The sequence below is a fragment of the Salinimicrobium sp. CAU 1759 genome (genome assembly GCF_054482715.1).
Window position 1 is genome coordinate 773,361 of record NZ_JBTLRK010000001.1, and the last position, 23,026, is coordinate 796,386.

29 protein-coding genes are annotated in these 23,026 nt (G+C 41.2%); 23 read left to right on the forward strand and 6 right to left on the reverse strand.

The features are described 5' to 3' along the window. Positions 1 to 26: 26 nt before the first annotated feature. Both ACXYMT_RS03555 and ACXYMT_RS03560 read left to right on the forward strand, forming a co-directional pair. Positions 27 to 905: a cupin-like domain-containing protein gene (locus ACXYMT_RS03555; RefSeq protein ID WP_459057712.1), complete on the forward strand. Its 879-nt coding sequence runs from the start codon at positions 27 to 29 to the stop codon at positions 903 to 905. Positions 906 to 1,019: 114 nt separating this feature from the next. Next, positions 1,020 to 1,448, forward strand: a complete 429-nt coding sequence (locus ACXYMT_RS03560; protein ID WP_459057713.1) for an ester cyclase — start codon at positions 1,020 to 1,022, stop codon at positions 1,446 to 1,448. Here the strand turns inward: ACXYMT_RS03560 and ACXYMT_RS03565 are convergent. The 3 genes from ACXYMT_RS03565 to ACXYMT_RS03575 all read right to left on the reverse strand — a co-directional run bounded on the left by ACXYMT_RS03565 (position 1,445) and on the right by ACXYMT_RS03575 (position 4,227). Further along, positions 1,445 to 1,924 carry a regulatory protein RecX gene (locus ACXYMT_RS03565; protein ID WP_459057714.1) on the reverse strand — a complete coding sequence of 160 codons (480 nt, stop codon included), beginning with the start codon at positions 1,922 to 1,924 and terminating at the stop codon, positions 1,445 to 1,447. The genes ACXYMT_RS03560 and ACXYMT_RS03565 overlap by 4 nt on opposite strands. A gap of 138 nt (positions 1,925 to 2,062) precedes the next feature. Further along, on the reverse strand, positions 2,063 to 3,604 hold the full coding sequence (locus ACXYMT_RS03570; RefSeq protein WP_459057715.1) for an Rne/Rng family ribonuclease: 1,542 nt from the start codon (positions 3,602 to 3,604) through the stop codon (positions 2,063 to 2,065). Positions 3,605 to 3,903: 299 nt separating this feature from the next. Continuing rightward, positions 3,904 to 4,227: an HU family DNA-binding protein gene (locus ACXYMT_RS03575; RefSeq protein WP_262504839.1), complete on the reverse strand. Its 324-nt coding sequence runs from the start codon at positions 4,225 to 4,227 to the stop codon at positions 3,904 to 3,906. Between the two features lie 103 nt (positions 4,228 to 4,330). Between ACXYMT_RS03575 and mutY the strand changes: the two genes are divergently transcribed. The 6 genes from mutY to ACXYMT_RS03605 all read left to right on the forward strand — a co-directional run bounded on the left by mutY (position 4,331) and on the right by ACXYMT_RS03605 (position 9,023). Then, a complete protein-coding gene (gene mutY / locus ACXYMT_RS03580; RefSeq protein WP_459057716.1) occupies positions 4,331 to 5,365 on the forward strand; it encodes an A/G-specific adenine glycosylase in 1,035 nt (344 codons plus the stop codon). A gap of 94 nt (positions 5,366 to 5,459) precedes the next feature. Further along, positions 5,460 to 5,945 carry a single-stranded DNA-binding protein gene (locus ACXYMT_RS03585; protein ID WP_459057717.1) on the forward strand — a complete coding sequence of 162 codons (486 nt, stop codon included), beginning with the start codon at positions 5,460 to 5,462 and terminating at the stop codon, positions 5,943 to 5,945. 21 nt (positions 5,946 to 5,966) lie between these two features. After that, complete coding sequence (locus ACXYMT_RS03590) at positions 5,967 to 7,286, forward strand: gliding motility-associated protein GldE (protein WP_459057718.1); 1,320 nt, start codon at positions 5,967 to 5,969, stop codon at positions 7,284 to 7,286. Then, positions 7,283 to 7,858: a gliding motility lipoprotein GldD gene (gene gldD / locus ACXYMT_RS03595; RefSeq protein WP_459057719.1), complete on the forward strand. Its 576-nt coding sequence runs from the start codon at positions 7,283 to 7,285 to the stop codon at positions 7,856 to 7,858. Before ACXYMT_RS03590 ends, gldD begins: the two co-directional genes overlap by 4 nt. A gap of 37 nt (positions 7,859 to 7,895) precedes the next feature. Then, positions 7,896 to 8,780 (forward strand): DMT family transporter, encoded by an 885-nt coding sequence (locus ACXYMT_RS03600; protein ID WP_459057720.1) that lies wholly within the window; start codon positions 7,896 to 7,898, stop codon positions 8,778 to 8,780. A 69-nt stretch (positions 8,781 to 8,849) separates the two neighbouring features. Continuing rightward, positions 8,850 to 9,023, forward strand: a complete 174-nt coding sequence (locus tag ACXYMT_RS03605) for a hypothetical protein (protein WP_459057721.1) — start codon at positions 8,850 to 8,852, stop codon at positions 9,021 to 9,023. A 131-nt stretch (positions 9,024 to 9,154) separates the two neighbouring features. Here the strand turns inward: ACXYMT_RS03605 and ACXYMT_RS03610 are convergent, their stop codons facing one another. Continuing rightward, a complete protein-coding gene (locus ACXYMT_RS03610; RefSeq protein ID WP_459057722.1) occupies positions 9,155 to 11,221 on the reverse strand; it encodes a M16 family metallopeptidase in 2,067 nt (688 codons plus the stop codon). A 14-nt stretch (positions 11,222 to 11,235) separates the two neighbouring features. Further along, positions 11,236 to 12,555 carry a M16 family metallopeptidase gene (locus ACXYMT_RS03615; RefSeq protein WP_459057723.1) on the reverse strand — a complete coding sequence of 440 codons (1,320 nt, stop codon included), beginning with the start codon at positions 12,553 to 12,555 and terminating at the stop codon, positions 11,236 to 11,238. A 175-nt stretch (positions 12,556 to 12,730) separates the two neighbouring features. Here ACXYMT_RS03615 and ACXYMT_RS03620 point away from each other — a divergent pair, with 175 nt between their 5' ends. The 6 genes from ACXYMT_RS03620 to ACXYMT_RS03645 all read left to right on the forward strand — a co-directional run bounded on the left by ACXYMT_RS03620 (position 12,731) and on the right by ACXYMT_RS03645 (position 15,213). Next, the gene (locus tag ACXYMT_RS03620; protein WP_459057724.1) at positions 12,731 to 13,195 is read left to right on the forward strand and encodes a DUF4199 domain-containing protein; all 465 of its coding nucleotides are present in this window, start codon (positions 12,731 to 12,733) and stop codon (positions 13,193 to 13,195) included. Between the two features lie 93 nt (positions 13,196 to 13,288). Continuing rightward, positions 13,289 to 13,777: a 50S ribosomal protein L21 gene (gene rplU, locus ACXYMT_RS03625; protein ID WP_459057725.1), complete on the forward strand. Its 489-nt coding sequence runs from the start codon at positions 13,289 to 13,291 to the stop codon at positions 13,775 to 13,777. A gap of 26 nt (positions 13,778 to 13,803) precedes the next feature. Then, complete coding sequence (gene rpmA, locus ACXYMT_RS03630) at positions 13,804 to 14,064, forward strand: 50S ribosomal protein L27 (RefSeq protein WP_459057726.1); 261 nt, start codon at positions 13,804 to 13,806, stop codon at positions 14,062 to 14,064. A gap of 87 nt (positions 14,065 to 14,151) precedes the next feature. Then, positions 14,152 to 14,469, forward strand: coding sequence for a hypothetical protein (locus ACXYMT_RS03635; protein WP_459057727.1), 318 nt, complete (start codon positions 14,152 to 14,154; stop codon positions 14,467 to 14,469). A 31-nt stretch (positions 14,470 to 14,500) separates the two neighbouring features. Next, positions 14,501 to 14,818: a putative signal transducing protein gene (locus ACXYMT_RS03640; RefSeq protein ID WP_459057728.1), complete on the forward strand. Its 318-nt coding sequence runs from the start codon at positions 14,501 to 14,503 to the stop codon at positions 14,816 to 14,818. Between the two features lie 74 nt (positions 14,819 to 14,892). Then, entirely contained in the window at positions 14,893 to 15,213 is a 321-nt protein-coding gene (locus ACXYMT_RS03645; protein WP_459057730.1) for a GIY-YIG nuclease family protein, read from the forward strand. Positions 15,214 to 15,601: 388 nt separating this feature from the next. Here ACXYMT_RS03645 and ahcY read toward each other — a convergent pair whose 3' ends face one another. After that, a complete protein-coding gene (gene ahcY, locus ACXYMT_RS03650; protein WP_459057731.1) occupies positions 15,602 to 16,918 on the reverse strand; it encodes an adenosylhomocysteinase in 1,317 nt (438 codons plus the stop codon). Between the two features lie 62 nt (positions 16,919 to 16,980). Between ahcY and ACXYMT_RS03655 the strand changes: the two genes are divergently transcribed. The 9 genes from ACXYMT_RS03655 (at position 16,981) to ACXYMT_RS03695 (ending at position 22,909) form a co-directional block, all read left to right on the forward strand. Further along, positions 16,981 to 17,616 (forward strand): 4'-phosphopantetheinyl transferase family protein, encoded by a 636-nt coding sequence (locus ACXYMT_RS03655; protein ID WP_459057732.1) that lies wholly within the window; start codon positions 16,981 to 16,983, stop codon positions 17,614 to 17,616. Continuing rightward, positions 17,616 to 18,353: a phosphoglycerol geranylgeranyltransferase gene (locus ACXYMT_RS03660; RefSeq protein ID WP_459057733.1), complete on the forward strand. Its 738-nt coding sequence runs from the start codon at positions 17,616 to 17,618 to the stop codon at positions 18,351 to 18,353. Before ACXYMT_RS03655 ends, ACXYMT_RS03660 begins: the two co-directional genes overlap by 1 nt. Before the next feature lie 92 nt (positions 18,354 to 18,445). Next, the gene (locus tag ACXYMT_RS03665; RefSeq protein ID WP_459057734.1) at positions 18,446 to 18,832 is read left to right on the forward strand and encodes a VOC family protein; all 387 of its coding nucleotides are present in this window, start codon (positions 18,446 to 18,448) and stop codon (positions 18,830 to 18,832) included. A gap of 148 nt (positions 18,833 to 18,980) precedes the next feature. Next, a complete protein-coding gene (locus tag ACXYMT_RS03670) occupies positions 18,981 to 19,241 on the forward strand; it encodes a YkoF family thiamine/hydroxymethylpyrimidine-binding protein (RefSeq protein ID WP_459057735.1) in 261 nt (86 codons plus the stop codon). Next, positions 19,225 to 19,860 carry a nicotinamide riboside transporter PnuC gene (gene pnuC / locus ACXYMT_RS03675; protein WP_459057736.1) on the forward strand — a complete coding sequence of 212 codons (636 nt, stop codon included), beginning with the start codon at positions 19,225 to 19,227 and terminating at the stop codon, positions 19,858 to 19,860. The genes ACXYMT_RS03670 and pnuC overlap by 17 nt, the downstream gene beginning before the upstream one ends. Further along, positions 19,818 to 20,381: an AAA family ATPase gene (locus ACXYMT_RS03680; RefSeq protein WP_459057737.1), complete on the forward strand. Its 564-nt coding sequence runs from the start codon at positions 19,818 to 19,820 to the stop codon at positions 20,379 to 20,381. The genes pnuC and ACXYMT_RS03680 overlap by 43 nt, the downstream gene beginning before the upstream one ends. Before the next feature lie 4 nt (positions 20,382 to 20,385). Continuing rightward, positions 20,386 to 21,933, forward strand: a complete 1,548-nt coding sequence (locus ACXYMT_RS03685; RefSeq protein ID WP_459057738.1) for a DUF4301 family protein — start codon at positions 20,386 to 20,388, stop codon at positions 21,931 to 21,933. Between the two features lie 3 nt (positions 21,934 to 21,936). After that, entirely contained in the window at positions 21,937 to 22,341 is a 405-nt protein-coding gene (gene arfB / locus ACXYMT_RS03690; RefSeq protein WP_459057739.1) for an alternative ribosome rescue aminoacyl-tRNA hydrolase ArfB, read from the forward strand. A 208-nt stretch (positions 22,342 to 22,549) separates the two neighbouring features. Continuing rightward, positions 22,550 to 22,909, forward strand: a complete 360-nt coding sequence (locus tag ACXYMT_RS03695) for a hypothetical protein (protein ID WP_459057740.1) — start codon at positions 22,550 to 22,552, stop codon at positions 22,907 to 22,909. Positions 22,910 to 23,026: the final 117 nt, after the last annotated feature.

Below are 23,026 nucleotides of genomic sequence, written 5' to 3' on the forward strand. Positions count from 1 at the left end.
TTTTCAGAAAATATGGAAAGGGAAAAATGAAAGAGAGACTTGAATTAGCTGAAATCCCGAGAGAAAAAAAGATCTCCAAAAAAGACTTTTTGGAGAGGTATGTAAAACCTCAGAAGCCGGTAGTCATTGAACAACTGATCGAGGACTGGCCGGCTTACCACAAATGGAATCTGAACTATATAAGAGAGGTCGCCGGTGATAAGACCGTGCCTCTTTTTGATGGTAAAAAAACCATTTCTTCCGAATATAAGTTCAATGAACCCCATCTTCATATGAAGATGTCGGAATATTTGGATCTGTTGGAAAAAGGTCCTACCAGCTACAGGATATTTCTTTATCATTTGTTGCGGGAAGTACCTGCCCTTCAGAGGGATTTTGAGTTTCCAAAAATCGGACTTCGAATTCTTAAGCAGATCCCAATGCTGTTCTTTGGAGGAGAGAACTCTAAGGTCTTTATGCACTACGATATAGACCTCGCGAATATTCTGCATTTCCATTTTCACGGAAAGAAACGCTGCATACTCTTTCCACCTTCCGAAACAAAATACCTCTATAAGGTTCCTCATGCACTAATTGCGCGAGAAGACATCGACTTTGCAAATCCAGATTTTGAGAAATTTCCGGCTTTAAAAAGTGCCAGTGGTATGGTGACAGAACTCAGGCATGGTGAAACACTGTACATGCCCGAAGGCTATTGGCACCAAATGACCTATCTCACGCCCGGTTTTTCAATGAGCTTACGTGCAGCACCACGAAATTTGCCACACCTTGGGAAGGCGCTATACAACCTTTTCTTCATGAGGCATTTCGACAATGCCATGAGGAAATGGAAAGGTCAAGAATGGATCGATTACAAGAATCAACAGGCCGTTAAGAGGACAGATAAAAAGGTTGATATTTCCTAGAAAAGTAAAGTTCAAATATTCTGTTAACTCTGTTAATCTCAGCCAATTGAGAATTCTTTAGTTTTTATTCTTATTTAATTTATTGATATTAAATAGAATAACTTAAAAAGATCAATGATGTCTAAAGAACAGAATAAGAAAGCACAGGAGCAATTTGGAGAAGCAATTAACAGTGGTAATCTCGAGAAGATAAGAGATCTCGTGGCACAGGATGTAAAGGACCATGATCCTGCCCCAAATCAGGGACCCGGCCCACAGGGTTACATCGACTTTTTTACCATGATGCGTAATGCCTTTCCAGATATGCAGGTAGAGGTGGAAAAGCTGGTGGCAGATGAAAATAATGTGGCCTTCGCCTATACCTTATCGGGAACCCACCGGGGAGACTTTATGGGAGTGGCAGGCACAGGTAAAGAAATAGAGGTGCGCGGAATGCAGATTAGCCGGTTTAGAGACGGAAAAATGGTAGAAAGATGGGGTAGTAGTGATGAACTGGGGATCTTAAAACAAATTGGAACAGACCTTAAAATAGAAAAACATTAGGAGATCAGGTCCTCAGAAACCTCATAGACCAGGGTTGCTTCATAGCCCTTTCTTAAAAGGTGATCTGTTAGTTTCTTTCTCAGTTTGTACTTGTCCTTTTCAGTAAGTAAACCCAGCTTTTTTTCTGCAAGCGAGTAGAGCGTGCTGCGGTAGTCATTTTCTTTGATCTCGGTCATTGCGAGTTTGACGATGGGTGAGGAGATGTCCCTTAACTTCAACTCTTGTTTGATCTTAAGACGCCCCCATTTTTTTATGCGGAATTTTCCTCTAACGAAGCTTCGGGCGAAGCGCTCTTCATTAAGAAAATTCTCCTGCATTAGTTTGATGATGATCTCCTCACGGGCAGCAGGGATCATTCGCATTTCCAAAAGCTTATCTTCCACCTCCTTCTGTGAACGGTCACGGTAGGCGCAATACTGCATTAGCTTTAAGGTAGCTTCTTTAACTGTATAGGATTTACCGGATTCTTTGTTCAAAATTCAGGATGTAAAATTCAAGATCCAAAAATAGGTTTTTTTAAGGTGAAGTAGTCCTGGTTCTTGGTTCTTGCAGCGAAGCGGTTTTGTTGTCCAAAAAAAAACGCCTCCCAAATAAATGAAAGGCGTCTCTTAATTTTATTGAATCATTTCCCCGTCAATGTCGTGGAAGTGGTATTCAAGATACGTGTAAGCATCTCTAGGTACTATTTTTACCCAGCGCTTGTGGTCAAAGAACCACTTAGAGCGGGGAGATGGAAAACCTTTAGTTAAAAAGGCTGCTATAAAAGGATGTGCGCTAAGCGTGATCTTCTTATAGTCTTTTTTGATCAATTTTTCCAGGTCGGTAGTGATCTTGTTCACCAAAACAATAGGAGCTTCGATTTCTTCCCCATTTTTATTGGGGTTCTCTTCCCTTGTTTTGATATTCATTTCTGGCCGAACCCTTTGTCTTGTAATTTGAACGAGTCCAAATTTACTCGGCGGCAAGATCTTGTGTTTTGCCCGGTCGTCACTCATCTCTTCTTTTAGATGGTCGTACAAAGCTTTTCTATTGTCGGCTTTGTTCATGTCTATGAAGTCTACTACGATGATCCCTCCCATATCACGGAGGCGCAGCTGTCGGGCAATCTCGGTAGCACTAATGAGGTTAACCTCGAGTGCAGTATCTTCCTGGTTCTTGGATTTGTTGGAGCGGTTTCCGCTGTTCACATCAATGACGTGCATGGCTTCTGTGTGCTCAATGACCAGGTATGCCCCTTTACTCATAGATACTGTGCGGCCAAAAGTAGTTTTGATCTGTCGTTCGATCCCAAATTTTTCAAAGATGGGAATGTTTGAGTCGTACAATTTTACAATGGATTCTTTCTTTGGAGCGATCTCGCTCACATAATCTTTAATTTGTGTGTACAAAGTTTCATCATCAACACATATGGAACTAAATGAATCGTTGAAAACATCTCTCAAAATTGAGGATGCCCTATTCAATTCTCCCAATACTTTTGAGGGATGAGGTGCTTTATACAGCTTTTTACACATTCCTGTCCAACGATTCATTAAATTCTGAAGGTCGTTGTCCAGTTCTGCTACTTTTCTGCCTTCTGCTACGGTACGTACAATAATTCCAAAGCCCTTAGGTTTAATACTTTTTACCAGTCGTTTAAGCCGGTCTTTTTCTTCCTTGCTTTCTATTTTTTGAGAAACAGAAACCCGGTTAGAGAAAGGAACCAAAACGATGTAACGGCCCGGGAGGGAAAGTTCTGAACTTATTCGGGGGCCTTTGGTGGATATGGGCTCTTTTACTACCTGTACCAGTAGCGATTGATTTGATTTTAAGACATCGGCAATGCTCCCGTCCTTATCAATATCTTTTTCAAAAGGAAAATCCTTTAGGGAATAATCCTTCAATTTACCTGTGCTTACACGTTTTATGAACTTTAGCAAGGAAAGTACCTGCGGGCCAAGGTCGTGATAATGCAAGAATGCATCTTTGGTATAGCCTACATTTACAAAGCCGGCATTTAAGCCAGGGACAGTTTTTCTCACTTTTGCGAGGAATATATCCCCCACAGCAAAATTACTGTCGTCTTCTTCCTTGTTGAGTTCTACTAGTTTTCCATCTTTTAATAAGGCAAAATCTACAGCAGAGGAACCGGTTCTAATAATTAACTCTTTGTTCACTCTAAAATGATTTTTATCCCGTTGAATCGGGATGGATTAAACAATAAAATTCACAGGGTTTTTAAAAATCCTGAAGAAATCTAAGCTCAGATCCTGCTGAAGTTAAATTTCGATTTCAAAGAACGTTTTAAACAAAAAAAGTAGTGTGAAAACTACTTTTTCTTATGACGGTTAGCTCTTCTTCTTTTCTTACGCTTGTGCGTAGCTACCTTATGTCTTTTTCTCTTTTTACCACTTGGCATAGTGTGACTTTTTAATTAATGATTTATTTTAGTCCTGCCCCGGTGGGGCAGAAAGTTCTATTTTACCTCAACGTTAGATTTAACGCCTTCTACAAATACTTTGGCTGGTTTGAAAGCCGGTATATTGTGTGCAGGAATCTTTATAGTGGTATTCTTGGAAATATTTCTTCCGGTTTTTTCTGCTCTTGTCTTGATGATAAAGCTTCCAAATCCTCTTAGGTAAACGTTGTCACCAGCCTCTAGAGAAGTTTTTACCTCTTCCATAAAGGTTTCCACAGTAGCCTGAACATCTCCTTTTTCCATTCCTAGTTTCTCGGAGATTTTTGCCACGATATCTGCTTTCGTCATTTTCGTATGATTTATTAAATGGGGTTTGTAAATTTTCGAGGGGCAAATATATGAATTAAATCTGCAATTATTTAATCCTAACCCATTAAATAGTAAGAGAATAAAGAATTATCATTGCACTAAAGATTTTTGATTAATGCCTTTTGATAAAGAACTGATAAACTGGTACTTAGAAAATAAAAGGGAATTACCCTGGAGGGCAACAAAAGACCCTTATAAGATATGGTTAAGTGAAATAATTCTTCAGCAAACCCGGGTCGAACAGGGAAAACCGTACTATTTTAAGTTTCTCAAGGTGTTCCCCGATGTTTTTTCTTTAGCAAATGCTTCCGAAGAAGAGGTGCTAAAACTTTGGCAGGGATTGGGTTATTATTCAAGGGCGCGGAACCTGCTTTTTACTGCCCGATATATTGCCTTTGAACTCGGGGGGAAATTTCCTTCTTCCTATAAAGAGCTTATAAAATTAAAAGGAGTGGGGGATTACACTGCAGCAGCGATCTCTTCTATTTGTTATGAGGAGTCAGAGGCAGCTGTAGATGGCAATGTTTACCGTGTGCTTGCCCGTATCTATGGAATAGATACCCCCACGAACTCCAGCCTGGGAATGAAACAGTTCAGGAACTTGGCACAAGATCTCATTAGTAAGAACGATCCTGCAAATTTCAATCAGGCCTTGATAGAGTTTGGATCAGAACAATGTAAGCCACGAAATCCTCTTTGCGGCACTTGTCCTTTTGCCGCCAAATGTATAGCCTTTAATCAAAACCGCATTGCTGAACTACCGGTAAAACTAAAGAAGCTAAAGGTTAAAAAAAGGCATTTTAATTACCTGGTATATGTTTCTGAAGAAGGTAAGACTATAATGAATCAGCGTCGCGGAAAGGGAATCTGGGAAGGTCTCTATGAATTTCCTTTGGTGGAGACTGCTTCCGAAGCAAATCTTCAAAACCTGGTGAAGGAGATCCCTGTGGAATATGCCCGCCTAAAGGAAGAACCGGTACTATATAATGATCTGCCTATAGTGCATAAATTGACGCACCAGCACATCTACACCAAATTCTGGATCCTTGAATGTGATGAACTGTCAAAAGAGGCGCTTCCCATGGCTGAAGTAAATAAATTACCCGTCCCGGTTTTAATAGAAAATTTTATTGATACCTTTGATTTTTAAGCTTTTGAAAAATGCCTGTTCAAAAATGAATTTTTTGGGCGTCATTTCAAGAGCAATTTTCCTTATTTTTAAAATCTAACAAAAGAAACACAAGATGACCGGAACCTTAAATAAAGTAATGCTAATTGGCCACACGGGTGATGATGTGAAAATGCACTATTTTGAAGGAGGTGGTTCTATAGGGCGCTTTCCCTTGGCGACAAACGAAGTGTACACCAACAAAACTACTGGTCAAAGAGTAGAAAATACCGAATGGCATAATGTTGTGGTGCGTAACAAAGCTGCCGAAATTTGTGAAAAGTACCTCAAAAAAGGAGACAAAGTCTACATTGAAGGAAGGATCAAGACCAGGAAGTGGCAGGACGATAAGGGGGTGGAGAGATATTCCACAGAAATACAATGCACAGATTTCACCTTTTTGACACCTAAAGAAACAACCGGTTCAGGAGACAATTCGGGTGTTGGTTATGGTCAATCCCAAAGCCAGGGACAGCAGCAGCAAAGTCAAACCCGTACCAATACGACCTCGGGTCAGCCTCAGAGTTTTTCCCAGGAGGAAGATGATGACCTTCCGTTCTAAGTTTAATTAAAAACTACACATTTGGATCCCGATCCTGCCAGTTTTATACCTCTTTTTGTCGATAACCTTCCGCAACTCATAGGAGTAGTTGCAGCGCTGCTTTTGCTGGTTTCTTCTGCCCTTATCTCAGGTGCCGAGGTAGCCTTGTTTTCTCTTACTCCTGCCGATTTTGAGCCCGAAGAGTCTAAAAGAACAGTAAAGGAGCAGATAGTCATTAATCTCCTCGATAAGCCTAAAAAATTATTGGCTACCATACTTGTGGCCAATAATATGATCAATATTGCCATTATTCTCCTGTTCGATAATCTTACCGACAAGGCTTTTGAAAATATAGATACTGTAGTAATGGGAGTTGACCTTCAGTTTGTCCTGGAGGTGGTGGTGGTGACTTTCCTTATTCTGCTTTTTGGGGAAATACTTCCTAAAGTCTATGCCAGCCGTAACAAAGTGGTATTCTCACATTTTATGGCATATCCCTTAAATGTTCTGGACCGGCTTTTTTCGCCTTTAAGTATACCAATGCGGGCTATGACCCTTAAGATCCATGAGCGGCTGGGAAATCAAAAAGCGGGTCTAAGTGTAGATCAACTCTCGCAGGCACTTGAATTAACAAGTCAGCATGATACCACTAAGGAAGAACACAAAATTTTAAAAGGAATAGTTTCTTTTGGGAATACAGATACCAAACAGGTGATGCGCCCCAGGATGGATATATTTGCGCTTAATGAGAATCAACCTTATAGCGAGATCATTCCAGAAGTAATTGACAATGGATATTCCCGAATTCCTGTGTACAAAGAAAATATTGACAATGTCACAGGAATCCTGTACATAAAGGATCTACTACCATTCCTGGAGGAAGAGGATTACGAATGGAACTCTCTTTTAAGAGAACCATATTTCGTTCCTGAAAATAAAAAGCTGGATGACCTTCTAAATGATTTTAAAAATAAGAAGAACCACCTTGCAATAGTAGTTGATGAGTACGGCGGCACCAGCGGATTAATCTCTCTGGAAGATATCATTGAAGAGATCGTGGGCGATATTAGTGATGAGTTTGATGATGAGGATCTTATATTTTCGAAATTAGACGAAAATAATTATGTTTTTGAAGGTAAAACTCCTTTAAAAGATTTCTACCGCGTAATAAAACTTGAAGAACCAACGATGTTTGAGGAGAACAAAGGAGAAGCTGAAACCCTTGCAGGGTTTCTTCTAGAGATCTCCGGAAGCTTTCCCCGTAAGAATGATGTTATCCTGTTTGACAGGTACAGTTTTACTATTGAGGCTGTTGACAAGAAAAGGATTAAACAAATAAAGGTGAGTATTAATAAGGTATGAAAAAGTTGATTTTTATAGCCCTTTTTGGAAGCCTTATCTCCTGTGGGGAGGAAGTGCAACCTAAGCCCGATGCTTACCTGGCGCTGGAGTTTCCTCAAGCAGAATATTCAGAATATAATAACGAGGACTGTCCTTACAGTTTTGAAAAGAATACAATAGCTGTTGTTACCCCTTCAAGGATTGGGAGGGATTGCTGGATCAATCTGGAATACCGGGATCTCAAGGGTACCATCTTTATAACCTATCAGCCGGTCCAGGGTAATCTGGACTCCCTGCTTACAGATGCTCAAAAGTTACCGTTGCAGCACACTATTAAGGCCGATGCAATTGAGGGATCTGTCTATACCAACGATTTTCAGCGGACCTACGGAATGTTTTATCAGGTTTCGGGGGATGCAGCTTCTCAGGCGCAATTTTACCTGACCGATAGTCTCGATCATTTTCTAACAGGTTCAGTTTATTTTGAAGCCCAGCCTAACTTTGATTCAATTTTACCGGCCGCGGCATACCTGAAGGAGGATATACGGCATCTTATGGAAACGGTAGAATGGAAAGAAGGGGCGGGTAATTAGAGTCAGTTTGTTACTTTTGGGGGCTTAATTTCCTATCATGCCCAATTCTACCCTAAAGTGGATCTACTTATTAGTGCTTGCCCTGGTGTGGGGTAGTTCGTTCATACTTATTAAAAAAGGACTTGTAGGGCTCAGCGCACTGCAGGTAGGCTCTCTTCGTACTGTATTTGCTGCGATCTTTCTTCTGTTCATAGGAGTGAGGTCGTTAAGGCACATCAAAGGAAAGCAATGGATGTGGATCACCTTTTCCGGATTTTTTGGTACTTTCTTCCCGGCTTACCTTTTTTCTTTTGCTGAAACAGAGATCGACAGTGCTGTTGTTTCTATACTTAATTCCACCACACCATTACTTTCAATGCTGGTAGGAATTGCCCTTTTTGAAGCTGCATTTAACAGGAAGAAATTTGTGGGAGTTATGGTGGGGTTGGCCGGTACTACGGCTTTAATATGGAGTGGGGCAAGTGTGAATCCCGACCAGAATTACTGGTATTCCCTCCTGGTGATACTGGCTTCCCTTTTCTACGGATTCAATGCCAATGTCATCAAAAAGCACCTTCAAACTTTACCGGCCCTTGCCATAACCACAGGGAACTTTATGGTCATCGCAGTGCCTGCGCTAGTAGTTTTAGCATCAACAGGCTTCTTTTCTGTCGAGACACTTTCGGCTCCCAATGCACCTTTGAGTCTTTTTTACATTGGAATTTTAGGAGTGGTTGGAACAGGTGCGGCATTAATAGTTTTCAACAAATTGATCCAAATCTCAGATCCTGTGTTCTCAACCTCAGTTACTTACCTCGTACCAATAGTGGCGCTGGGTTGGGGGATTCTTGATGGTGAAAACTTCACTTTAATCCAGCTTTTTTCAGGGGTGATTATTATCGTTGGAGTGTTAATTGTGAACACGAAAGCAAAAAAGAGATGATATGCCTTTGTAGCGTATTTAACTTTTTATTAACTTTACATTGCTTTTGAATTAGAAATCCCTAGTACTATGAAAAAGAGATTGTTTTTTGGTTTTGCGTGTTTTGTTGGTTTCACTCTTTTAATTGCCTGGCAGGTTGCGGCCGCCGAACTGGCTGATCTTCAAAAGGAAAGAGATTCGGCTATTGATAAGAGGAATACAGAAGTTGTTTCCTCTCAACTGCAATCCCTGTTTTTTGTCTAAGAACATTCCGTAAAAATTTTAGAGTAGCTTTAACTAAATTGCCTTTTTAGCAAGGTTCTATTCTATTCTTGACATATTAAAAAAACCGGCACTTTTAAGTGCCGGTTTTCTTTTTCAAAATACTTCTACTTCTATTCGAAATCTGTATCAGTAACCTGGTCGTTTACAATTACATCACTCACCTGGAAGTTAAGGGTCATTGGCCCCATACTTTGTGAAAGGCCAAACGGGAACTTCACACCTTCCACTTCACGATAGTCACTATATGTGATAGGGATGGTCATAGTTTGTGGACCCTGCTTCATGGTCTTCACCTGTTTGATCTTAAGCCCGGTTTCTTTGCTGTAATAGTTGGTGGTATTTTCATCCATTTTCACAGCGTAAGCTTCCTTGCCATCTACATCTTCAATACCTTCTAACGTGGCATTTTGTGCGATCAATTCAGGGAATGGATGCGCTTCTGCTTTAGCTGCCATTACCTGCTCCTCTGTAAAAGGTATCTTTTGCCCTTGTGCAGCAACAAATCCTGTAGCTCCATTGAAGATCTGCTTCTGCATCACATTTCCGGCCATTGAAACTATGGTGGAAGATTTACCTGAAGAGGTAACTTTTGTCTCCAGGTCCATTTTCTGTCCCTGTAGTTCTGCCTGTGCGATCATATATACAGATTCCACATCCTTAACTGCCTCTTCTCCGCCAATTGCCTCAATGTAGTCATTGAAAACTTTAGAAACATTTACCGAAGGATCAACTGCCTTGTTGTAGTTTGGTTTCTCAATCGCGTTGGCGTATTTGTCAAAATACTTCACCGGGATATCTTTACCATTGTAGGTAAGATTTTCCAGGTCTTCAGCTACTTCGCTTCCCTTTCCAACAACCACTATTCTCGCATTATCTGCCAAATAGTACTTTTTAGCAACTCTTTGAATATCTTCAGCAGTTACTGCATTGATCTTCTTAAGGTAAGTCTGGTAGAAATCCTTTGGAAGGTTATCTGTCTCAATGTTCAGTGCATATTGTGCTATAGTTGAAGGGCGCTCGAGAGCAAGAACGAAGTCTCCTGTATATTTGGCCTTTGCATTTGCCAACTCTTCAGCCGATACTTTTTCATTTCTTATTCTGTGTAACTCATCAAGGAAAGCAACAACAGCCGAATCTGTTACGGCGTTACGAACGCTGGCGCTGGCTACAAAACGTGCAACATATTTGTCGTCACCTGTACTGGAGTAGGCCCCATAAGTGTAACCCTTGTCTTCTCTAAGATTAAGGAATAGCCTTGCTTCGCCACCACCACCAAGGATCTTGTTGGCAATTAAAACCGGGAAGTAGTCTGGATCTCCTTTTTGAAGCTGGATCGTATTGGTAACCTGCACTTCACTTTGTACAGCATTAGGGAAGTCAACAAAGTTCACCTGAGTTTGAGGTACGTTCTTAACTTCCGGTATTGTACTTTTTGGCAGCTCACTTTTCTTCCATGAACTAAAGTTCTTTTCTACAAGCTTCTTTACTTCTGAAGTTTTTACGTCTCCAATCACCACCAGGTAAGCATTCTGTGGTACATAGAAATTGCTGTAATACTTCTTTACGTCTTCAAGAGTGATCCCTTCAATAGTTTCTTTAGTTGAGAATTCCCCGTAAGGGTGATTTTTCCCATAGCTAAGTGCAGAGCTGATTCTGCGGGCATTCGAAGCAACATCTTTTTCTGAAGCTTTCAGGTTTTCAAGAGCTCTCTCTTTCTCAGTTTCAAATTGCTCCTGAGTAAAATTGGGATTTAAAGCTCCCTTAGACATCAATTCCAATACCCGTGGGAAATACTTGGATAGCGTGTTTGCCGAAGCTCCACGTGAAAAGAAATTCACATTAGCTCCAAGATAGTCGATCTCTTCGTTGAACTTGTCTTTTGGGATATCCTTAGTGCCTTCTCCCAGTACTGCTCCCATAATACCTGCAACACCCGCTTTTTTGCCTTCGGCGTGAGGAGGATTGTCCATGGTAAGGGTCATAGAGACGCGGGGAAGTTTGTGATTTTCAACAACCAAAACTTTGAGTCCGTTCTTTAAGGTAAAGGTTTCAGGTTTGCCCAGATTGATTTCTGGAGCGGGACCTGCCTTTGGCTGTTGACTTCTGTCAATTTGTTGAGCCTGTATTCCTGTAGTAGCAAGAAATAAAACTGCTAAGGCTAATATTTTGTTCTTCATCTTATGATATAATTTTATTGTTCAGATTCCTTCGGAAGGTATTCCAATACCAATCTCTGGTTTTCGTTGAGGTATTTTTTTGCCACCTCTCTAATTTCCTCGCGGGTAATAGATCTGTAGATATCGATCTCCTCGTTGATAAGGTCGGTGTTGCCATAGAGTTGCTGGTATGTAGCCAATGAGCTTGCAATTCCTGCAACACTGCTATTCGAGTTCACATACCTGTTCTCAAATTTATTCTGAAGTTTCTCGTACTCTCTCTGGCTTATAAGTTCTGTCTGAAGTTTCTCAATTTCTTCGTCAACTTCAGCAACAAGAGTATCCAGTTGAGTTTCTCCAAGAGGAAGTCCAAAAACTACATATTGTCCATAATCTTCCTGAGCGATGTTAAAGGCTCCAATTTGAAGAGCTTGTTTTTGATCATCAACCAGTTTTTTGTAAAGACGTGAGGATTTTCCATCGGAAAGTACAGAAGAGATCATATCCAGCACATAAGCATCGCGTTCTTTCATTGAAGGAGTTCTCCATGCAAGAACGATCGCCGGGATCTGAATGTTTGGATCGTGATAAGTAGCTTCAATTTGTTCGGTGATTGGTTCCTCCACAAATTCCTCCTTGATTACAGGGGCTCCTTTTTCAATAGGACCAAAATAATCCTGGATCATTTTTTTTGTCTTTTCAATTTCTATGTCTCCTGCAACTACAAGAGTGGCATTGTTAGGAACATAGAATTTATCATTAAATGCACGAAACTCTTCAAGAGTAGCGGCATCAAGGTGATCCATAGAACCAATAGTCGCCCATCTGTATGGGTGGTTTTTGAAAAGGTTTTCTTTTACAGCGGCAAGAATATTACCATAAGGAGCATTATCTACCCGAAGTCTCTTCTCTTCTTTTACAACTTCGTTTTGTGTATCGACTCCCTGCTGGTCGATAACCGGGTGCATCATTCTTTCAGACTCCATCCAAAGACCTAGCTCTAATTGGTTAGAAGGAAAGATCTCATAGTAGTACGTACGATCATCGGAAGTGTTGGCGTTGTTCGACCCTCCATTTGAGCTTACAATCTTGAACCATTCCCCTTTTGGAATATTTTTGGTGCCTTCAAATAGCAAATGTTCAAAAAAGTGAGCAAAACCTGTTCTTTCAGGGTTTTCATCTTTTGCACCCACGTGATACATTACTGAGGTGGTAACTACCGGTGCCGAATTATCCTTGTGAAGGATTACATCAAGACCGTTATCGAGCGTGTACTCGATAAATTCAACTTCCTGAGCTGTTCCCGTTACTCCCAGGAACAGGCCAAAGGCAGCTAACTTAAGTTTGTTGATCATTATATTACGGTTTAAATTAAATACAACTAATAAGTAGGGGTTGAAACAGTTTTGTTACAAAAAATCTTAAAAGTTGCACAACTAGAAAAAGGAGTGAAGTTCTAAATTAACATGCTGTTAAGGCATATTTCCTCTTATTTTTTGGAAATTTATCAGGAATCACAAATACAAAACCATGAAAAGATCATCTGTTCCATTAGTATATGGAATATATATAGCCATTGCGCTAATAGCCTATTTTTTATTGTTAGCCATTTTTGAACTTCACAAAAATCCGGCTTATAGTGTATTTAATATGGTGATTACTGCAGTGGGGATCTTCTTTGCTATTAAAAAGTACAGGGACAAAAAAGCGGGAAAATTCAAATATCAAAAAGGATTCTTGGCCGGTCTCACTGCCGGGTTTTTTGCAACCGTCATTTTTACCGGTTTCTTTGCAATCTATGCCAGCGAATTAAACCCCGATTTTTCTGAAGAATTGATCACCATGTGGGAAACCGAATGGTTTGTCAATATAGGGATGCTTGTCTTCACAGTTGCCCTCATGGGTTTTGCAACCTCTTTTGTAGTTGCGCTAGCGGTTATGCAGCTCTATAAACCAAGCTGGAACACCGCTGAGGGAAAGAAACATACATATTAATTAAAGCCTTTGCAAATTAATTAATTAGGAGTATATTTGCACCCGCCTTGAAAAATCTCGGGGCGAGAACGTAAAACCTTAATTAAAGACGCTATGTACGCAATTGTAGAGATAGCAGGGCAGCAATTCAAAGTTGCAAAAGACCAAAAGGTATTTGTTCACAGACTTGCAGGAGAAGAAGGAGACAGTGTTTCTTTCGATAGAGTTCTTCTTACAGGTGATGGTGACAATATCAACCTTGGCGCCCCAGCTATAGAAGGAGCATCTGTTGACGCAAAGATCACCAGGCACCTAAAAGGAGACAAAGTAATTGTTTTCAAAAAGAAAAGAAGAAAAGGTTACCGTGTTAAGAACGGTCACCGCCAGGCACTAACCGAGATCACCATTGAAGGAATTTCTGTGAACGGTGCTAAAAAAGCAACTTCGGCTAAGAAAGAGGAAAAATCTTCTACTAAAGAAGAGGCTCCAAAGAACGATCTTAGTTCAAATACAGTTGCCGAACTTAGAGAAATGGCTAAGGAAAAAGGAGTTGAAGGATATTCTTCAATGAAAAAAGCCGAATTAATAGCTGCTTTAAGCTAAAAGTTTAACAGTAAAAACGAAACAAAATGGCTCACAAAAAAGGAGTTGGTAGTTCCAAGAACGGTAGAGAATCAGAATCGAAACGCTTAGGTGTGAAGATCTTTGGTGGACAAGCTGCCATTGCCGGAAATATCATCGTTAGACAAAGAGGTACTGCTCACAATCCAGGAGAGAATGTGTACGCAGGAAAAGATCATACTTTACATGCCAAGATTGACGGTATTGTAAAATTTACTAAAAAGAAAGACAATAAGTCTTACGTTTCTATCGAACCGTTCCAGGCTTAATTTATTTCTTTATTAGATATTGAAACCCTTCTGAAGTAATTCAGAAGGGTTTTTTTTATCTTTATAAGAACCAAAACCTCAAAGGTCATGGATTATCTCACTATTTATTCTACAAAAGACAATAACGAGATCGTCGTTTTAAAAAGGGTCTACACTGAAGAAGGAATTGATTACAAGATCGAGGACGCAGACCAGACAGGAGAGGTGAAAAGGCTGCAAGTAGCGGAAAAAGACAAATCTAAGGCAAGGGAACTACTTGACCAGACCGGATTCCTGACTGCAAGTCAGGCGCACGTTCCGGTGCGTCGGCGAATGACCGGCAAGAGATGGATCCTTATTTTTTTGGCTGCATTCATTCTTATCATAGTGGCAGCGGTGGTCCTTATGTTCATGAATGTAGAGTAAAGACTTAGGAACTTTAATTAATCGGGAAATTATGAGCTATACCACCGTTTACGAGACTTCAGCACAAAACCAGATCATCCTGCTTAAGAACATCTTTGAGCAGAACAATGTGAGATACAAAATGTTTGATGAGACCGGAAACACTAATTTCGCTTTGGGAGTAAGAGTGCAGGTGCACAATAATGACATAAAGAGAGCTGAAGCTTTGCTGCGGGAAAATGGCTTTTTAGAGGATCCTGCTCCAGGGCAGAGTTCTGTGTCAATGGCAAAATTCTGGCTATGGTTGGTGATTGCACTGGTATGCCTCATTTTCGCCGCTTTTCTGATCAACTTATTAATGCAGGAATAATATTAATGGAACTTAATTGTCTCCCCGAGCGGAGTCGAGGGGTCTCTTGCGAGGACTAAGTTTAATTTGAAACGATGAAACTGTATTACGTCTACATCCTGGAATGTTCAGATAAATTACTTTACACGGGCATAACAAATAATATTTCCAGACGATTAGATGAGCATAATATAGGTGCTGATAAAAACAGCTTTACTTTTAAGAGAAGACCGGTAGAAGTTATTTTTCATCAGGAGTTTAATGATGTTAATCAGGCTATCTGGTTTGAGAAAAAAATTAAGAAGTGGAGCGCCCAAAAAAAGAGGGCTTTAGCTAATGGTGATGAAATACTTCTTAAGCTAATAGGCGAGTGCAGGAACGAAAGTCATTCCAAAAATAAGGAAAGGAAGGATTAAGTAAGAAGTCTATTCTGAACGGTAGTCGAAAGGCGCGATCTTCACGCTTGTCGTCTAGAGCATTTCGGCCTCGCCCATCAGTGAATAGGCCGAGGAGTATTATGGAGAAGAGTTATAAAGGACTTAAAGAGGGTACGGTGATTTCTTAGGAAAGGACAACATTGTCTCCCCGAGCACCTCGGGTTCGCTCGGCACCGGCTCTGTCGAAGTCTCAAATGAGGACAAGGGTAAAGTTAAAGAAAAACGAGGTCTCGACTCCGCTCGACCTGACAATACAATATTTCAGGTAAGAACAAAAAAATAATTCCCTTCAAAAATGACACTTTTGAAGGGAATTCTATTTATAGCTTATAATCTACAGGCTCCCGTCTAGAGACTATCGACTATATTAATATCTGTAGTATTCAGGCTTGAAAGGACCTTCAACAGTCACTCCAATGTAATTTGCCTGCTCTTCAGTAAGTTCAGTAAGCTCAACGCCTATTTTCTCAAGGTGTAAAGCAGCTACTTTTTCATCAAGATGTTTTGGAAGCATGTAAACCTTGTTCTCGTACTCTCCGTTGTTGTTCCAAAGCTCCATTTGAGCGAGAGTTTGGTTCGTGAAGGAGTTACTCATAACGAAACTTGGATGTCCTGTTGCGCAACCTAGGTTCACCAAACGACCTTCAGCAAGAAGGATGATATCCTTCCCATCAATTGTGTATTTATCAACCTGTGGCTTGATCTCAGATTTTGTGTTGCCGTAGTTCTCATTTAACCACGCCACCTGGATCTCGTTGTCGAAGTGGCCGATGTTGGCAACAATAGTTTTGTCTTTCATGGCCTGGAAGTGTTCTCCACGCACGATGTCTTTGTTTCCGGTAGTGGTGATCACGATGTCGGCTTTTGGAAGTACTGTTTCCAGTTTCTTCACTTCAAATCCATCCATAGCAGCTTGTAGTGCACAAATTGGATCGATCTCGGTAACGGTAACAATTGAGCCTGCGCCTCTAAAAGAAGCAGCGGTACCTTTACCTACATCCCCATATCCACAAACCACAACTCTTTTACCTGCAAGCATCACATCTGTAGCACGACGTATTGCGTCTACCGCACTTTCTCTACACCCGTATTTATTGTCAAATTTTGACTTGGTAACCGAATCATTTACGTTGATCGCAGGCATAGGAAGAGTTCCGTTCTTCATGCGTTCGTAAAGCCTGTGAACACCTGTGGTGGTCTCTTCAGAAAGTCCTTTGATGCCTTCAGCAAGTTCAGGATAGTTATCAAGGACCATGTTCGTTAAATCTCCCCCATCATCAAGGATCATGTTTAGAGGCTTGCGATCTTCCCCAAAGAAAAGCGTTTGCTCGATACACCAGTCAAATTCTTCAGCAGTCATCCCTTTCCAGGCATAGACCGGGATCCCTGCAGCAGCAATGGCAGCGGCAGCCTGATCCTGTGTAGAGAATATATTACAAGAGCTCCAGGTCACCTCGGCACCAAGGGCTACAAGAGTTTCAATTAGAACAGCGGTTTGAATGGTCATGTGAAGACAACCGGCGATACGCGCACCTTTTAAAGGCTGCTCTTTTCCATACTCCTCACGAAGAGACATAAGCCCCGGCATTTCTGCTTCGGCCAGTTCTATCTCTTTTCTTCCCCATTCTGCCAGGGAAATATCTTTTACTTTATACTTGGTATAAGGCACTGTTTTCGTTGACATATTATTATATTTGATTTAGCATTTTCAGAAAGGCAAAAGTACAGAATATCTAAGAGTTATATATGCCCCTTTACAAAAGAATAACAATAAATCCTGCCACTAAGGTGCTCATTTGGAAGATCGAAGAGCCTCTTGAAGAATTGAGGAAAGGTATTGATCTTACCCCTCATTGCAGAGAAAGGGTGGAGGGGATGAAGAGTGAACTTCACCAACGTGGTTTTATGAGTGTAAGGCACCTTTTGGCGGCTGCGGGCTATACAGATTTTGACCTTTATTACGATGATGAAGGCAAGCCTCACCTGCGCGATGGCAAGTTTATCTCTATTACCCATTCCTTCAATTTTTCAGGCATCATCGTCAGTGACCGGGAAGTTGGGATAGATATTGAAAAGCAGCGGGATAAGATCCTGTTGATCGCCCAAAAATTCACTCCGCTGGAGGAATATCGGACTCTTGCAAATACAGACGCTCTTATTAGAAAACTTACTATTGTTTGGGGAGCAAAAGAAGCTGTTTATAAACTTTATGCCACGCCAAAAGTGAGTTTTTTGCAGCATATCAATATCACCGATTTTGATTTTGATGACCTAAGGACCACCGGAAAGATCACCTTTAATGGAGAGACCAGCTGGTATGAATTTGAATTCCTGGAGTTTGAAGGCTTCACCTGTGTCTATACTCTTAGAAAAGTTTCCTGATGCCGCAAGTGCTGGAGGGGATCATTGCTGCGGAAAAAGCCGGAAAAAAATTGCTGGCAGTTCTTATTGATCCCGAAAAGTTCGATCCGGCAAGCACAAAAGAATTCCTTCGGAAGATCCCATTTTTGACTACTCATATTTTCATTGGAGGCAGCACGGTAACTCCTGAAGATCTGGAAAACTGTACTAAAGCTATAAAAGCCGAAACAGAGTTATCGGTCGTGCTCTTTCCCGGAGATCACCGGCAAGTTTCAGATAAAGCTGATGCGCTGCTTTTTCTGAGTCTGCTTTCAGGAAGAAACCCCGATTATCTTATAGGCCAGCAGGTTCGATCTGTTCCTTTGATCAGGAAGACGCAGCTGGAGGTGATCCCCACTGCTTATCTACTTATTGACGGCGGGAAGGAGTGTGCCGTGGAAAGAGTTAGTGAAACTCGGCCACTATCTCAGGATAAAATTTCAGAAATAGTGGACACCGCTCTGGCAGGTTTTTATGCTGGAAAAAAACTCATCTACCTGGAAGCCGGAAGCGGGGCACTCAATCCTGTTTCTTCCGAAATAATTTCAGCAGTAAAAGAAGCTGTCGACGTGCCCGTTATCGTGGGCGGCGGAATTCGCTCCTCCAAACAACTTTCCCATGCCTACGCAGCAGGAGCCGATCTTGTGGTGATTGGTACCGCATTCGAGAATAATTCCTTCGAACTTAACGGAGATGTTGCTCGTTTTCCAATTAAATAAACTCGTTGTTCTTTACTGAAAATCAGCGAGTAATGACAAATATTCGCCAAAACTGTTTTAATTTAGAAGAGACTAATTAAAACCTTTTCATTATGAGAACCGAAAACCCTATAGTATGGTTTGAGATCTATGTGAATGATCTTAAGCGCGCTCAGAAGTTTTATGAAGAAACTTTCCAGATCCAACTTTCAGAACTGGGTGATCCTACCGAAGAAAATTTTAAAATGCTGGCTTTCCCTTCAGATATGGAATCCAAAGGCAAAGCTTCAGGAGCACTTGTCTACTTCAAAGGTATGGAAGCCGGAGGTAACAGCACTATTGTTTATTTTGGAAGTGAAGATTGTAGTGTTGAAGAAGGACGGGCTGCAGAAGCCGGTGGCGAAGTCTTCAGGTCTAAAATGTCAATTGGAGAATACGGTTTTATAAGCCTTGTTAAAGACACAGAGGGTAATATCATTGGTGTTCATTCCATGAAGTAGACAAACTGCAAAGCGATAGGTGATAATTAATCACCTTCCAAAAAAGGTATTTCTTCTGTTGGTTTAGCTTCAGGCGGAGCAAAAGTTCTTAAAAAAGCATGTTTTACGTCCTAATCTTCCTAATTTTGAAGAGACAAAAACAAGAAACATGCAAATTTCAGTAGAACTTGCCCTTACTCCCCTGCAGGACGACTTTGAAGCTCCTATCAAAGCTTTTATAAAAAAACTCCGCAGTTCGGGATTGACAGTAATTGAAAATCCTTTGAGCACGCAGATCTATGGGGAATACGATAAGGTGATGGACTTTCTAACCGAAGAAGTCAAAGAGACATTCCAGGCTTCAGAGCATGTGCTGCTAACCATGAAAATTGTGAAGGGAAACAGAAGCGACTATGCAGCCGATTTTTGATTTCCTCTTTCAGCAGTATTCAGATTATCCAACACTTTATATTGTCCTTGAGATCATTGCTGTGATCTTCGGCTTCCTCTCTGTTTGGTATTCCAAGCAGGAGAATATTCTGGTTTATCCTACCGGAATAATTAGTACCGCGATCTTTGTATATCTTCTTTGGCAGTGGGAGCTGCTGGGAGACATGATGATCAATGGTTATTATTTTATCATGAGTATTTACGGTTGGTACGTTTGGACCAGAAAAGTAGATGCCGTGCATTTTGTCCCTATCACAAAGGCCAGTCAAAAAGAGCATTTTTGGAGCCTGATGATTTTCCTGGGCACTCTCGCCTTTACCTTTTGGGTCTACGAATATTTCGACAAATGGAATAACTGGACAGCTTATGTGGACACCTTTACTACCGCGATTTTCTTTGTGGGAATGTGGTTAATGGCACGTAAAAAACTGGAGAACTGGATCTATTGGATCCTTGGAGACATAATATCTGTGCCTCTGTATTTTTACAAGGGTCTTACTTTTACCAGTTTTCAATATCTTTTATTTACCATAATTGCTTTTTACGGATACAGAACATGGAAGAAGAGCTTGAGCAGCGGCGGACACGTGCTGTCATAAAGATCGTACTTTTTGGACCCGAATCTACAGGGAAGACGACCCTGGCGCAGCAGCTGGCCACTCATTATGACACCCTCTGGGTGCCGGAATATATGAGGGAATATCTTCAAAGAAAGTGGGATGAGCAGCAAATGACCTGTGAACCACAAGATCTTCTGCCTATTGCGAAGGGGCAAATGCTCCTTGAAAATGAAGCTGCAGCTAAGGCCAATGACCTGCTCTTTTGTGATACAAACCTACTTGAACTGGTTGTCTACTCCCGGGCCTACTATGATGAAACAGTAGATCCACGCCTTCTTAAACATGCGTTAAAGGCGCAATACGATCTCTATTTTTTAACGTATATTGATGTTCCATGGGTTCAGGATGATCTGCGCGACCGGCCCCAAGACCGGGAGGAAATGTTCGCCAGGTTTCAAAGAGCTCTGGAAGAGAACGATCTGCCGTATCACATTTTGCGGGGGGACCTGCAGGAGCGTTTTGAAACGGCAGTAAAAATAATTGACCAACTAAAAACATAACAAATTGAACTTTAGTGAAAAGGACATCTCCCAGTTTAAAGAAAAAGGGATCTCTCCTCAAAAAGTAGAACAGCAAATAGATATTTTTAAAAGAGGGAACATTGTAGTAAATGTTCGCGAAGCAGCTACAGTAAGAAATGGAATCCTCGCACTTTCTGAAGAAAAACAAGATGAACTAATCCGTTTCTATGAATCGAGAAAGGATGATCTTGATCTGCTAAAATTCGTTCCTGCATCGGGTGCAGCCACCAGGATGTTCAAAGCTTTTTACAACCTGCTTAAAGAATTTGATCCTGAAAAGGGGGATCTGGACGAGTATATAGATCGTAAGAATGAAAGGAGTTTAGAAACTTTCTTCAGCCGAATAAAGGATCTTCCTTTCTACAATAAGGTGCGAAAAAAGGCAGCTGAAGCCGAACCCGGTTATGAAGAAATGCCCGAGGATCGCCAGCATTACCTGTTCGTAAAGTACATGCTGCAAGAAGATGGTCTTGATCTTGGCGATCAACCCAAGGGTTTGGTGCCATTCCATAAATATGACGACCATTTAGCCACTGCTTTTGAGGAACATCTCGTGGAAGCTATAGATTATGCTGCTTCAGGAAAGAAGGTGTGTATCCATTTCACTGTAGCCGAGGAGCACCGGGAGAAATTTGAGGAAGAAGCAAGGGAGGTGGTGCCAAGACTTGAGCAGGAAACAGGTTATGATTTTGACGTAAGTTATTCTTATCAGGACCCGAAGACGGACACTGTGGCGGTGACACCGGATAACGAGCTATTTAGAGATGAAAATGGAGATATTTTCTTTAGGCCGGGTGGCCACGGAGCTTTGATCCAGAACCTCCATGAGCAGGATGCCGATTTGATCTTCATTAAGAACATAGATAATGTCGTAACATCAAAAAACCGGGAATTACTCGCCTCATACAAAAAGATGCTTGGAGGAAAACTGCTGCAGCTCCAGGAAAAGATCTTTGATTATCTACGGCGTTTGGAGAATGGTGCAGAAGAAGAACAACTGGAGGAAATGGGTAATTTCCTTCAGAAGGAACTTAATGCCGGTCTAAGCGTGAATTTCCATGATCTTAATGAACAGGAAAAACCCGAAGTAATCAAGAAGCTACTCAACAGGCCCCTTCGTATCTGCGGAATGGTTAAAAATGAAGGCGAACCCGGCGGCGGTCCGTTCTGGGTTACTCACAAAAATGGAGAGATCTCGCTTCAGATTGTAGAAAGTGCTCAAATAGACCACGATAATTTTCAGCAAAGTAAAATAGCACAAGAGGCTACACATTTCAATCCGGTAGATGTGGTTTGCTCCACGAAAGACTACCGCGGTGATAGGTTTGATCTCAACAAATTCGTAGATGAGGAAACCAGTTTTATTGCCAATAAGACCAAGGACGGAAAAGAGCTTAAGGCTCTAGAACTCCCCGGATTGTGGAACGGCGGAATGGCCCGCTGGAATACTATTTTTGTTGAGGTACCTGTGGAGACCTTCAATCCTGTCAAAACTGTTGCCGATCTTCTCAAACCCTCACACCAGGTATAATAGGTGGATGAACAACAACTCATAAGAGAAGCCGAGTATAAAGCGGTAAGAAGCTCGGGTGCCGGTGGTCAAAATGTGAACAAGGTCTCCTCTAAAGTAGAACTCCATTTCCTGTTGGAAGATACCCGGGCGCTAACCGAAGAAGAGAAGCAGCGGGCATTAAAAAAGTTGTCATCTCGGCTCACTAATTCGGGAGAGTTGATCCTGCAGTGTGATGAATCCCGCAGTCAGCACAAGAATAAGGAGATCGTTACTCAGAGATTTCTCGAGCTCCTGAGACAAGCTCTGGTAAAGCCGAAAAAACGGAAAAAAACCAAAACTCCAAAGGCTGCCAAGCTCAAACGGCTTAGGGAGAAAAAGAAACATTCGGAAAAAAAGGCGGCGAGAAAAGATCCTCTAAAAGAATAAATTTGGGGAATATTTCCACAACAATCTGGGGAAAAAACTGAAACTCCCGTAATTCCACACAATCTTAAATTTTAGCTAAAGCCCTTGTTTTACAGGGGCTTTGTTATTGATAGATCAAATTGGCGCGATTTTGCCAATACAACTTATAATCAAACCAACTATTAAAACAAGATCAAAACATAAAACTTGAAACTAAAAACTTAGAACTATGAAAAAGTTATGTCTTACAGTGGTAGCCGCATCGGCATTATTATTTTCGGCTCAAAATTTAACAGCTCAGGAAGTTGCACAGGTTGAAGTAGAAGAAACTGTTGTACAGAGAGCTCAGGATGATTTTAGACAAATTGAGATCCAGGAATTGCCTGCTGAAGTACAGCAAGCCGTAGAACGTGATTTCGCCGGAGCTACAATTGCTGAAGCTTATGTAAAAGAACATGAAGGAGAACAAAAATTCAAACTGAAGCTAAGCACAGCCGACGGGGAGGATAAGGAGCTTTATGCCGATGCCAAAGGAAATTGGATAGATAAAGACAAGAAAGAGGAAGATAAAGACGATTGGGAAAAATAATCTAATCGCGACCATCGCAAAAGGAGAAACCGACTCCTGATGGCAGATCTCTCACAGGACATATATGTGTAGATTAATTATTCTTCCTTGATTATTATCCCCTATAGTGGTAGTTAA